This is a genomic window from Pseudoalteromonas sp. 78C3, from assembly GCF_002836695.1.
Classification (GTDB): Bacteria; Pseudomonadota; Gammaproteobacteria; order Enterobacterales; family Alteromonadaceae; genus Pseudoalteromonas; species Pseudoalteromonas arctica.
This window is the reverse complement of record NZ_PJAV01000137.1, coordinates 1-14,016: the sequence shown is the minus strand read 5'-3', so window position 1 is coordinate 14,016 and position 14,016 is coordinate 1. Positions and strand designations below refer to the sequence as shown.

General features: G+C 39.7%; 4 protein-coding genes. 3 read left to right on the top strand and 1 reads right to left on the bottom strand.

Translation table 11 applies throughout. From position 1 onward, the window contains the following. The first annotated feature begins 627 nt into the window (after positions 1-627). The 3 genes from CXF76_RS08345 to CXF76_RS08335 all read left to right on the top strand — a co-directional run bounded on the left by CXF76_RS08345 (position 628) and on the right by CXF76_RS08335 (position 11,341). A complete protein-coding gene (locus tag CXF76_RS08345; RefSeq protein ID WP_101163436.1) occupies positions 628-9,456 on the top strand; it encodes a GH36-type glycosyl hydrolase domain-containing protein in 8,829 nt (2,942 codons plus the stop codon). A 22-nt stretch (positions 9,457-9,478) separates the two neighbouring features. Then, positions 9,479-10,966: a bifunctional 2-methylcitrate dehydratase/aconitate hydratase gene (locus CXF76_RS08340; protein WP_101163435.1), complete on the top strand. Its 1,488-nt coding sequence runs from the start codon at positions 9,479-9,481 to the stop codon at positions 10,964-10,966. Positions 10,967-11,137: 171 nt separating this feature from the next. After that, the gene (locus CXF76_RS08335) at positions 11,138-11,341 is read left to right on the top strand and encodes a hypothetical protein (RefSeq protein ID WP_024594219.1); all 204 of its coding nucleotides are present in this window, start codon (positions 11,138-11,140) and stop codon (positions 11,339-11,341) included. A 76-nt stretch (positions 11,342-11,417) separates the two neighbouring features. Here CXF76_RS08335 and CXF76_RS08330 read toward each other — a convergent pair whose 3' ends face one another. Next, entirely contained in the window at positions 11,418-13,976 is a 2,559-nt protein-coding gene (locus CXF76_RS08330; RefSeq protein ID WP_024590353.1) for a putative bifunctional diguanylate cyclase/phosphodiesterase, read from the bottom strand. Positions 13,977-14,016 lie beyond the last annotated feature (40 nt).

The following is a 14,016-nucleotide window of genomic DNA, read 5'->3' as shown; positions in this document are numbered from 1 at the left end:
ATGCCCAACTTATAACTAATAAAACCTAAAAGTAATGGCTTTGAAAGCATGTAAGTCAGGATATTTTAATAATAAACTCGGATTTGTTTATACAGTTATTAGGCGCTAGAAATGAAAGGTCGTTGCTTTTTGATAATAAAAATTGTTCTATTTTTATTAAAGAATTTTAAGGTGCCTTTAATTATTTTATATACGTTTATTCACTTTAAATATAAGCCGACACTCCCAGCTGTACTTCACTGAAATAATAAGATACTCAATATAACAAGGCGAATATGTACGCTAACACACATAGTCTAAATTTATCTGCCTTTAGTTGATATATATGCATAATGGTTGATGAAATTTAAAGATAATCCACACCATAACATGGCGACAACTCACTGTTATAAAACACAAAATAGAACTCTACTATTAGACTATGTGTGTTGACGAACCGACCCTTAACGAAGCTTGTTATATGTTGATGTATGTATTCAACAATAAGATAAACTTTATGAATATTTTTAATGATTACTTGCTCACCTCTAATAACCAAAATAATTTAAAACATCTTTTTTTAAATCCAGTGATAAATTTAACCGTCAATATCTTCACTACGACGTTTAGTCTCAAGTATTTACCACGATGAATAAAAATAAGCTTATCAACATCCTTTCGCCATTTTTCCCTTGGCTTAAATCAGCTCCCCAAAAAGAACAAATCCCCATTCGATCAGAGCTCTTAAGTGCTGAACAAATGGAAAAACATGCAAAATCACTAGCAAAAAGTCATATTTTAGATGCTAAAAACACTCAAGATCAGCTACTTGAGCGCCTAGACGAAAACGAAAAAGTACTGATTAAAGCCAATAGTTTATTAACCATTGCCGTTAAAGCAAAGCAGCCTATAGTGCCCTCTGGTGAGTGGTTACTCGATAATTTTTATCTTATTGAAGAGCAAATTCGTACCGCTCGGCTTCATTTACCTAAGCACTATAGTCAGGAACTGCCACGTTTAGAGCAAGGTGCCTCTTTAGGTATGCCCCGAGTTTATGATATTGCGTTAAATGTAATTTCCCATGGCGACGGGCGTGTAGATAGCGAAATTCTAGCGCAATTTTTAGCCGCGTATCAAACAGTAACAACGCTTAACCTTGGTGAACTCTGGGCCATTCCAATTATGCTAAGGTTAGCCTTAATTGAAAACCTACAACGCGTAAGTACACGTATCATAATCGCACGCCAGCACCTAAATCTAGCCCAACAGTGGGCTAATCAAATGTTAGAAATTGCTGAGCAAGACCCTAATAGTTTAATTTTAGTTATTGCCGACATGGCACGCTCAAAGCCTCCTATGGAAAGCGCTTTTGTAGCAGAGCTAACTCGTTTATTACAAGGGCATGGTTCGGCATTAGCACTTCCCCTTACTTGGATTGAACAACAACTAGCTGATTCGAGTTTAACCATAGAGCAACTAGTACAAAAAGAGAATCAGCAACAAGCCGCTGATCAAGTCTCAATTAGCAATAACATTAGTAGCTTACGCTGGTTGACCGCGATGAACTGGGCGGATTTTGTAGAAGATCATAGCGCTGTAGAACACATTTTGCGCCAAGATATAAAGGGTGTGTATGGTTATATGGACTTTATCACGCGAGATAGTTACAGAAAAATCATAGATCAACTCGCTAAGCGAAGCTCATTTTCAGAAGTCGATATAGCTAAAAAAGCAATAAAATTAGCCCAGCAGGCTGATCAAGCCCAAACAATATCAAACACAACGCTTGCGCCTAACCATGTAGGCTACTATTTAATTGATAAAGGTATTACGCAATTAAAGCAGCGCATAACAGTAAAAACGTCTATTTTGAAAACGTTATTTTCGCAAGCCAAGCGTATAACATTAATACTTTATTTAGGAGCAATTATATCCTTAACAGCCCTAATTAGTGCCTCTTTTATGGCTATGGTCGTTCCTGATAACATACCTCACTGGCAGTTTATTCTTTTAATAATTTTAACTTTATTCGGAGCAAGTCAATTAGCCTCAGCACTCGTAAACTGGATAGTTACCTTGCTAGTCGACCCACAACGATTACCCAGAATGGACTATTCAAAAGGGTTGCCAGCGCAAAATAAAACATTCGTAGTAATCCCTACAATGCTTACCAGCTCTATAGGTATTGAGCAGTTATTAGAAGTACTCGAAGTTAGATTTTTAGGTAATCGCGATCAACATATACACTTTGCTCTACTGACCGACTTTACTGATGCAGAGCAACAAACACTCCCCACAGACGAAGCGTTGCTATCGCAAGTACGCCTTGGTATAGAAAACCTTAATGCCAAATATGCAGAGCCTTCTCTTTTACAGCAAGAAAGTCGCTTTTTTTTACTGCATCGCCCACGAACCTGGAATCCAAAAGAGCAAATTTGGATGGGGTTTGAACGTAAACGCGGAAAATTATCAGATCTAAACGCACTGCTTCGAAACCCAATAGAACATGCATTTGAACTTATCGTCGGTGATATTAACGCTATACAAAAAGTCAAATATGTCATTACTTTAGATACCGATACACAACTTCCACGAGATTGTGCCCGTCAGTTAGTTGCGACCATGGCGCACCCTTTAAATCAACCAAGATTTGATGAAAAAAGACAATGTATTGTAGGCGGCTACGGCATTTTACAACCACGTATGGCAGCAAGTCTATCGGGACATAACCCTTCTCGTTACTCGCAATTATTTGGTGAAGAACCGGGTATCGACCCATATACGCGTTCAATATCCGATGTATACCAAGACCTCTTTTCACAAGGCTCATTTATCGGTAAAGGTATATACGATATAGATGCATTTGAACAAACACTTGGTAACCGTTTACCACAAAACCAAATACTCAGCCATGATTTACTCGAAGGTTGCTATGCTCGCTCGGGGTTGATTAGTGATGTGCACTTGTACGAAGAATACCCTACACGTTACAACACTGATATGTGTCGGCGTGAGCGCTGGATCAGAGGAGATTGGCAAATTGTGCGCTGGTTACTTCCTCGTGTTTTAAACACTCGAAGCGATAAATGTCAAAATCCTTTGTCACCTTTATCACGTTGGAAAATTCTTGATAATTTACGTCGAAGTGTCGAACCATTCGCAATTTTTTTATTACTTACTGTAGGTTGGTTTACAGCAGCTAATCCATTGAAATGGACCCTTGCCATAAGTGCTATTTATTTATTACCGCCATTGCTGAGCGCGCTAATTTCGTCGATGCGCAAACCCACAGAAATGCTGATGTCCCACCATTTGCATGATGTTTTACAGTGCTTTGTTCGTCAACTTATTCAAATCGGTTTTCGTTTAGCATGTTTACCTTTTGAGGCTGTGTTTAACTTAACCGCAATATTACGTAGTGCGGGTCGAATGCTGTTTACTCAACGTCGTTTATTAGAGTGGCATGTCACAGATCATAAATCTAATTATGTAGTAAATGCCTTAATAAATAGTTATTACACTATGTGGACTGCGCCATTTATTGCGATTACTTTAATCGCTTCGCTACTTTACTTTGCCCCTTTACACTTAACTTTTACAAATATATTAGCGGTATTTCCTCTACTTTTATTATGGCTTTTATCACCGGTTATAACATGGTGGTTTAGTGAGCCTAAACTCGATAATTTAGCGCCACTGAGCGACAAGCAACAATTATTTTTACAAACTATTGCCCGTAAAACATGGGCTTTTTTCGACCACTTTAACACTGCAGACGATCATTGGTTAATTCCCGATAACTATCAAGAGGAAGCCGGTCCTGTTATTGCGCACCGTACATCGCCTACTAATATTGGTCTGTCTTTACTGGCTAACGTTAGCGCCTATGATTTTGGTTTTATTGTACAAAGTGATTTAATTCAACGCACGCAAGATTGCTTTAATACACTCGATAAACTCGAGCGTCACGAAGGGCATTTTTATAACTGGTACGACACACAAACATTGCAACCTTTGCCACCGCGCTATATTTCATCAGTAGATAGCGGTAACTTAGCCGGTCACCTTTTAACTTTACAAATAGCATTAAAAGAACTCCCTTCTAAACCTATTGTTCACCCACAAATGTTTGAAGGCATAAGTATCACTTTGGCTATTGTGGCAAACTTGTTTAAAACATTGCAATTAGACTCAGAGCAAAATAAAAACAATATTATCGATACCGCTATTAATGCCATGAGCTCAATACTTAACGCTGTTCGTATCACTGCGCCTACAAATCTATATGACGTTGAACAGCACTTAATTACACTCAATAATAAAGCGCGAATATTGTTAGAGAATATAAAGCAAGACGCTGCTATTGATTTAGATACAAAGTCGAAAGAGCATAAAGTATGGACTCAAGACTTACACAGGCAATGCCAGCGTACCCTAAACGAACTCTATTTATTTTCGCCATGGCTCAAACTAACTAATCCGCCAGTTAGCTTAAAACTGCAATTTCTTGATTCTAATATTTTGACAATGCAGCAATTAGTTAAACGTTGCCCCGACACTATTAACGCAATTGATGCGCTTTTATCATCGGTATTACCATCCGACGAAACTCAGTGGCTTTCTTCATTACGTATTCATACTTTAGCCAGTACACAGCTTGCCAAAGATTGCATTTCGCAATGTGACAAATTAGCCAACAGAGCGATTGAATTTGCACAAATGGAATATGCATTTTTATATGATGAGTCTCGCCATTTATTGGCTATTGGTTATAACGTAGATGAGCATCGACGTGACACCAGTTTTTACGATTTACTGGCATCTGAAGCACGTTTAGCCAGTTTTATTGCTATAGCACAAGGTAAATTGCCACAGCAAACCTGGTTCGCTCTAAGTCGCCTACTAACCAGCGCTGGCGCCGAGCCGGTGCTGGTGTCGTGGAGTGGCTCTATGTTTGAGTATCTTATGCCCATGTTAGTTATGCCTAGCTACGACGGTACATTGCTCGAACAAACTTGTCGTGCAGCGGTTACCCGACAAATTGATTATGGAAAAAGACAAAATGTACCGTGGGGCATATCTGAGTCGGCATACAATACGGTAGATGCTTCTCTTAATTTTCAATATCATGCCTTTGGCGTACCGGGTTTAGGGCTAAAACGAGGCTTATCAGAAGACCTCGTCATCGCTCCCTACGCGTCTGCATTGGCATTAATGGTTAACCCACAAGCCGCGTGCGAAAATCTTCAACTGTTAGCTGATAGTGGACTTGAGGGACATTACGGATTGTATGAGGCAATAGATTACACCCCTGCCCGTTTATCCAGAGATCAAAAAAGCGCAGTCATTCGCTCCTTTATGGCTCACCATCAAGGTATGAGCTTACTTGCATTGGCATATCATTTACTTGACCAGCCTATGCAAAAACGCTTTGAATCAGACCCTTTACTGCAATCAGCTTTGCTATTACTACAAGAGCGCGTGCCTAAAACATCTATATTCCAACCTCATATAGACCAATACGCAGAGAGCGGGGCTTTATTTGAACATGCAAAAATAAAGGTTAATCCACCTATTCCAGCCATTACCCCAACACCCCAAGTACAGCTTCTTTCAAATGGTCGTTACCATGTAATGCTTACAAATGCAGGAGGTGGCTACAGCCGCTGGACCGAATTAGCCGTTACACGGTGGCGTGAGGATCCTACTTGCGACAATTGGGGAACATTTGTCTATATTAGAGATACAGCCACAGGCGACTTTTGGTCGGCAGCCCACCAGCCAACGCTAAAACCAGCCCAGTCGTATAGCGCATCATTTTCTGAAGGTCGCGCTGAGTTTCGCCGAAGCGATCAGCATATAGAAACTTACACTGAAATCGTTGTCTCTCCGGAGGACGATATTGAACTTCGTCGTATACGCTTAAGTAATCACTCACCCGATACCCGTACAATTGATATAACCACTTATGCAGAAGTTGTAATGGCAAACCCTGCAGCCGACCTTATGCAACCGTCATTTAGTAATTTGTTTGTACAAACTGAAATACTTCCATGTGGCAATGCCATTTTATGTACTCGTCGTGCACGCTCTGCTGATGAAAAAACACCTTGGATGTTTCATTTACTTTCAACACACGTCAATAGCAGTACAACAAAAGTCGGACCCCTGTCTTGTACAACTGATCGCATGCAATTTATTGGTAGAGGTCGCTCTTTGGTTTCACCACAAGCAATGCTAGAAATGGGCGAACTTGACGCTAAACAAGGGTCTGTGCTTGATCCTATTGTTGCTATTCGCGCCCCTGTGACTTTACTTGCTGGCAGTGTAGTAACACTCGATGTAATAACGGGTATGGCACAAAGTAGACAGGCTTGCCTTGCGCTAATTGCTAAATATCAAGATCATCACATTACCGATCGAGCACTTGATTTAGCATGGACTCATAGCGATGTGACCTTACGCCAAATTAACGCCAATGAAGCAGATGCTCAACTCTACCGGCAGTTGGCTGGGTATATTTTGTATGCCAATGCAACTCTTCGGGCTAACGCATCTGTATTAATACAAAATCGTCGAGGACAATCTGGACTATGGGGCTACTCAATTTCTGGCGACTTACCTATCATATTATTAAAAGTAGCCAGCGGTAATAATATTGAAATTGCCCGCCAACTTATTCAATGCCATGCATATTGGCGCTTAAAAGGGCTTGTCGCTGATTTAGTCATTTGGAATGAAGAACAAGTTGGTTACCGACAAGGTTTGCAAGACCAAATTATGGGGCTAATCGCAACGGGTACTGAGTCTCATTATATTGATCGCCCTGGCGGGATATTCGTTCGCTCAGCAGAACAAATTTCGAATGAAGACCGCATACTGTTACAAGCCGTTTCGCGGATTATTATTGATCAAAGTGGCACATTGGCAGAGCAAGTAAACCGTCGAACGCTTGCAGAGAAAAACGTAAAGGGACTAATCCCAACTCAAGCATTACATCCCAAAATCAATCAAGCGCTTGGCAATACTCAAAAAAACTTACTTTTAAATAATGGACTGGGTGGGTTTAGTGAAGATGGTCGCGAATATATTATTACCACCACCGAAGCGAATCCAACTCCTCTGCCTTGGGTTAATGTGCTAGCAAACGCACATTTTGGCAGCGTTATTGACGAAAATGGTTTTGCTTATACGTGGAGCGAAAACGCCCATGAGTTTCGTTTAACGCCGTGGAGTGCAGACACTACAGGCTCATCTGGTGGCGAAGCCTTTTATTTACGTGATGAAGATACAGGTAAATTTTGGTCACCTTGTGCGATGCCAAAACGTGGGGCTAATCCCTATATAACCCGCCATGGCTTTGGTTATAGTACCTTTGAGCACAGTGAAACCGGCATCGAATCCTCTCTTTGTGTGTATGCAGATACACTCGACGCCGTAAAATACTCGGTATTAAAAATTAAAAACAACTCATTAACTACCAGGCGCCTAAGTGCAACAGGTTATGTTGAATGGGTACTTGGCGATCTTCGTTCTAAAACAGCGCTACACCTTGTAACAGAAATTGATGCTAAGAGCGGTGCATTGGTTGCCTCTAATGCCTATAACTCAGAGTTTGGTGGCAGAGTTGCTTTTTTTGACGTTGATGATATGTCACGAACACTAACAGGAGACCGTAGCGAGTTTATTGGTCGCAATAAAACATTACACGACCCCCAGGCAATGACTCGTACTCATTTATCTGGCAACTTAGGAGCGGCACTCGATCCGTGCGGTGCAATTCAAGTCCCTTTTGAACTGCAAAGTGAACAAGAGCGCACAATTATTTTTAGGCTCGGTGCTGCGCAAAATAAAGAGCAAGCAAGTACGCTTGCTTTAAAACTCAGAAAACCCGGTACAGCACGCATTGCACTCGAAAAAGTCACTGATTTTTGGCAGCAAACACTCGGCAGTGTGCAGGTTAATACCCCCGACCCTGCATTGAATGTATTAGCAAATGGCTGGCTTGTGTACCAAACTTTAGCATGTCGTTTTTGGGCTCGCAGTGGGTTTTATCAAAGTGGTGGCGCGTTTGGCTTTCGCGATCAGTTACAAGATGCCATGGCATTAATACATGCTTCGCCTGCATTACTAAGGGATCACATACTGTACTGCGCCACACGTCAGTATAGCGAAGGTGATGTGCAACATTGGTGGCATCCACCATCAGGGCGCGGTGTAAGAACACGCTGTTCAGACGATTATTTATGGCTACCATTAGCTACGTGTCGTTACATAAAAGGCACTGATGACATAACTATTTTAGATGAGCTAATGCCCTTTATTGAAGGTCGCCCCCTTAAAGACGACGAAGAATCCTATTACGACTTACCTTCTGTGAGTGCAGCAAGGTCGAGCCTTTATCAGCATTGCGTGTTGGCAATTGAGCATGGTTTACACTTTGGAGAAAAAGGTTTACCGTTAATGGGCTCAGGAGATTGGAATGACGGTATGAGCCTTGTTGGAATACACGGCAAAGGCGAAAGCGTTTGGCTGGGGTTCTTTTTATATAAAATACTACAAGAATTTTCACCTATTGCTGCATTACATGGCGATATAGAGTTTGCTACTCGTTGTGACGATGAAGCACAAAAACTACAAGGTAACCTAGCTAAACATGCATGGGACGGAGCTTGGTATCGTCGCGCATGGTTTGACGACGGAACCGCGCTGGGCTCATCACAAAGCCCAGAGTGCACTATTGACTCAATAGCGCAAAGTTGGTCAGTGCTCTCTGGTGCAGCTAATAATGAGCGCTCTACGCAAGCAATGTCGTCTTTGTATCAGCATTTGGTCAATAGCGATGATAAATTAATCCAATTACTCAATCCGCCTTTTGATAAATCAAAAATGAACCCTGGTTATATAAAAGGTTACGTCCCGGGCGTGCGCGAAAATGGCGGGCAGTATACGCATGCCGCTATTTGGGCAAGCATGGCATTTGCTCAACAAGGCGACAAAAAAAGAGCGTGGGAATTGATGAATATAATCAATCCATTAAATCATGCTAAAAACGCCGAACAAGTTGAAACCTATAAAGGCGAACCTTATGTCGTAGCCGCCGATGTTTATGCCGTTGATCCGCATATTGGACGAGGCGGTTGGACTTGGTATACCGGATCAGCGGGTTGGTTATACCGACTAATAATAGAATCTTTATTAGGTGTAACACGAACAGGAAATAAGCTAACCATTTCACCGTGTATTCCAGAGAATTGGAGCACCTACTCAATCGACTATCGCTTTGAGAGCACCTATTACCATATTACAATTGAGCAAATTATAGGGGATAAAAAACATAATAAAAGTGAGCTAATACTTGACGGTATAGCGCTTGAATCAACTTATATTCCACTTGAAAACGATAAGCAAAAGCATGAAGTTCACCTAAGCGTTTACTCAATGACTTCTAATAAATTGAAACCAAGTAAAATATAAACAAACGAATTAAGGATACAAAATGAGTAGTAATACAGATAATAACACTCGCCCAGATTACGACAGTGTTATCCAGGATATCGCTGATTATGTATTAACGTTTGAAGTATCAAGCGCAGAAGCACTAAACACTGCACGTAATTGTTTAATGGATACCTTAGGCTGTGGGCTGCTCGCTTTAAAGTTTTCACAATGTACCAAACTTCTTGGTCCAATTGTCAAAGGGACCGTTGTTCCTAATGGCGCACGAGTACCTGGGACCTCGCTCATACTCGACCCTGTTAAAGCAGCGTGGGACATTGGTTGTACCATCCGCTGGCTCGATTACAACGATACGTGGTTAGCTGCTGAATGGGGGCACCCTTCTGATAACTTAGGTGCTATTTTAGCTGTAGCCGATCACTTGTCTCAAGTCAGAATCGCAAATTCACAGCCTCCCCTGACTATGCGAGACGTACTTGAAGCCATGATTATGGCGCATGAAATTCAAGGCGTTATCGCATTAGAAAATTCTTTTAATCGTGTTGGCTTATGCCATGTATTATTGGTGCGTGTAGCCTCAACGGCTGTTGTCACAAAAATGATGGGTGGCAGCAGAGAGCAAATAATGGCAGCCATATCTCAAGCATGGGTTGATGGTTCTGCACTGCGTACTTATCGTCATGCACCAAACACTGGGTCTCGTAAATCTTGGGCTGCGGGCGATGCAACTGCCAGAGCAGTTTATTTAGCTGATATGGCAATGCGCGGTGAAATGGGTATACCCAGTGCATTAACAGCTGCGCAATGGGGGTTTTATGATGTCTCTTTCTCCAAAACTAATAAAGACCAAGCACTAAAGCCTGAAGCGCAGCGCACGTTTTCGTTCTCCCAAGGTTACGGTTCATATGTAATGGAAAACATTTTGTTTAAAATTTCTTTTCCAGCAGAGTTTCATGCGCAAACAGCAGCAGAAGCCTCCGTTATTTTGCACCCTCAAGTAAAGTCGCGTTTAGACGATATTGAGAAAATAGTGATCCGCACCCACGAGTCAGCCATACGCATTATTTCTAAAACAGGACCGCTTGCCAACGCAGCTGACCGCGACCATTGCTTACAATATATGATTGCCGTTCCTTTGGCATTTGGGAACTTAACTAGCGATCATTATGAGGACGACTTTCACAACACGCACCCTATCATCGATAAACTACGCGACAAAATGGAGGTATTAGAAGATAAACGCTTTACAGCTGAATACTTAGAGGCGGACAAACGCTCTATTGCCAATGCAATTCAAGTTTTCTTTAACGATGGTAGTAAAACAGAAGAAGTGGTTGTTCAGTACCCTTTGGGTCATCGCCGTCGTCGTGAGGAAGGCATTCCATTATTAGAGCTTAAATTCAAATCTAATTTAGCAACACGCCTTGCAACCCAACAATGCCAAACCATATTTACCCTTTGTAAAGATCAAGCCAAGCTTGAAAATACGCCAGTAAACAGCTTTATGGACTTATTTGTTATTCAATAAGTTAAATTGCAGTATGTACGGTGATACTGTAATACCAATTCGCTTAATTAAGTGATCTATTTTTAGGTAATAAAATAGCTCATTAACAAAGCGAGCTTATAATATACAATTGTTTTATATGAATATTTTTTAAAACGAAGCTCTAACAAAACACAGCAAACGGGACTTATTATGACTAATGAAATTAAACACTCAATCGCAAACTTTGCAGCCTTAGAAACTTCAATAGCAAATGGGGAAGAACAATCGGTAAAAGAATTATTAGCAGATCAGTCAATGCAAGAGCTAGAAAAAAGCTACCTGTTAGACTTAGCTAAACTCGGTAATAACAGCGCTATCATAAAGCTATTAAATGATATTCCCGCAAAAAAATAGACGCTCGTGGCTATGTTATTACTCCATAGCTAGCGAGTTAATCCATGTTGTAAGGTAATAATTGATTGTTCTCGTTTTACTTATGATGACTTGTTTTATTTAGGCTATTAATATAATCAATAAGATTATTTAAAGGTATTGGTTTGGAATAATAATAGCCTTGAACCCTTATACTGCTGAATCGAGATAAATAGGCGATCAGCTCAGCATTTTCAACACCTTCAATGACCACTATTTTTTTAAGCTCTGTACAAATCTTGATGATACCTTCTAATAAAGCGCGTTCTTGGCCCTCATGCTCAGCACCAATCGTGAACTCCCGATCTATTTTTATAATGTTAGCAGGCTGCCTCGACAAGTAAGAAAGGCTAGAATATCCAGCGCCAAAGTCATCAATCGCAACATTAAAGCCCTTAGCCATCAGCTTTCTAAGAACGCCTTCGATAACCCCTTTTTCTGACATGACTGTTTCAGTCACTTCAACGGTGAGCCGATGTGGCTCTATACATTTATCAGAGACTAATTGGCAAATATTTGCAACAAACCCTTGCAGCTGTAATTGCTGGGGTGAAAAATTAACAGCCACAGTAATATTTTTTAACTGCGCAGTATTACTCATATCTTTAAGTACCTGTGCTAGTACTTGTTTGCCAACTTCTAATATTTGCCCCGTTTGCTCTGCTATAGGTATAAAAATAGCCGGGGAAATATACGCACCATTACTTTTCCATCGCACCAAACTCTCAACACTAATCACTTTGTTATCAGATAAACTATGGATTGGTTGGTAATACACTTCTAAATCACCATCTTTAAGCGCTTTTTGAAGCTCTCCTCTAATGTGGACTATTTCTTTATGCTTATCATCCATTAGCTTATGATAAAAACAAAGCTGATTCCCCCCAAGGGTTTTCGCACTGTCCATAGCAATATCTGCATGCTGTAATAGTACTTTTGAATTTCCTACTCTTTCTTTAGACATCGATATACCAGCGCTGGCTGTAAGATAAATATCAACGTCCTCTAAATAATAAACGTTTGCTAAAGAGCTTATTAATACTGATATTTCTTCTCTTAGTTTATCTTTACTTATATTGCTGTAATAAAGAATAAACTCATCATTACCAAAGCGTGCTATTGAGTCGGTTGTCAGCGCGTTATTTTTAAGTCTTCTTGCAACTAACTTGAGAACTTTATCACCTAGGGCATGCCCTAAACTATTATTTATAGAACTAAAACCATCTAGGTTTATAAAAACCATTGCACACAGTGAGTTTAACGCTTTAGCCTGCTTAGACTGTTTAGCGTTTATTTCATCATCTAGCGCATCTCGGCGAATTAGCCCTGTTAACTCATCATATTTAGCCATTTTAAACAGCTTTTTTGATTGTTGTTTTAGTAGGTATGAAGAGTCTGAAGCAAGTATAAAAATATAAATAAAAATGAAAGTAAGCCAAATTATAATTTGTTCGACTTTTGCCCTTTCTTTTAATGCAGAGTAGTTATTAATAAAACTATATATATTGTGCTTTAAAATGCCCATTACATCGACTTTTTCTACAATATAGTCACTGTATAAACTCAATAGTATATTTAAATCGTATACGTTTTGCTTTTGAGCATTAACAGAAAAGTAAACTTGAGGCGTCAATTCAATAAATACATCAAACGTATTTAGATAATTTATGTATCTGTTCTCAATTAATAAATTCATGTCTAGTAAAGCTAAAACTTGATACTTACCGCCAGTAACTGAATTTATAGGTATCGAAAACATAATAGTCGGCGTACTCGTTTTCAACGTTAATGAATTAGCTGCAAATCTAACTTCATCCGTAGTTGTATTTAACCAGTTCACTACAGAATCACTTGATAGAAATCCACTGGAAATAAATTGCTTAGAAAATATGTCACCTTCAACTAACGTAAGATTTTCATCAAAAATAAGCATCCCTTTGATGATTTTATAATCTCTCGCATAATTTTTCATATCAACAGCGGCAAGCTTTAAAAAATTATCATGACTCACTTTTTCTAATCTCGACTTAATCCGAGATAATGACTTTTTATGCTCATCAAGATTTTTATTAAGCATTGTCCCCACTAAGCTTATTTTTTCTCGTGCTTTTTCTTCTTCACTACTCACTGTTTTTACTGCACTAGCGTACCATAACGACACACCCGTAAAGATAACTAAAAACATGACTGCTTTGGTAAACTTAGCCCCTTTAGTTATCGTTGCAGAACATAAAATTTTAATAATGAGCGCTGAGAAAAAAGAAAAAACCATAACGGCATTTAAAGCAGAAATAAATGGATTATCACTAATTAAAAAAAACTTTTCGTCAACGACTCCCCATAAGCTCAATTGAAAATTTAAGAAAAAAGCACATCCTAAAATGCCTAATACAGGAGTCACATATTTAATTTTTTTTGAAAATTTAAAATTAAATAATAAAGTTAAGATTGAGCCTAAAACTAGCGATATTAAAGCGGTACTAATAGAAATGATAGGCATCAGAGGTGCTTCAAGTAAAATACTCTCCAACCCACCCAAAATTACTACAACAACAAAAAACTGAATAAAGCCTAAATATAAAATACTTGCTGCTGATTGAGTTAGAGATAACCGCATGAGTCTGTTGTAACCTTCTAATTTGAGTCGCCAAGATCTT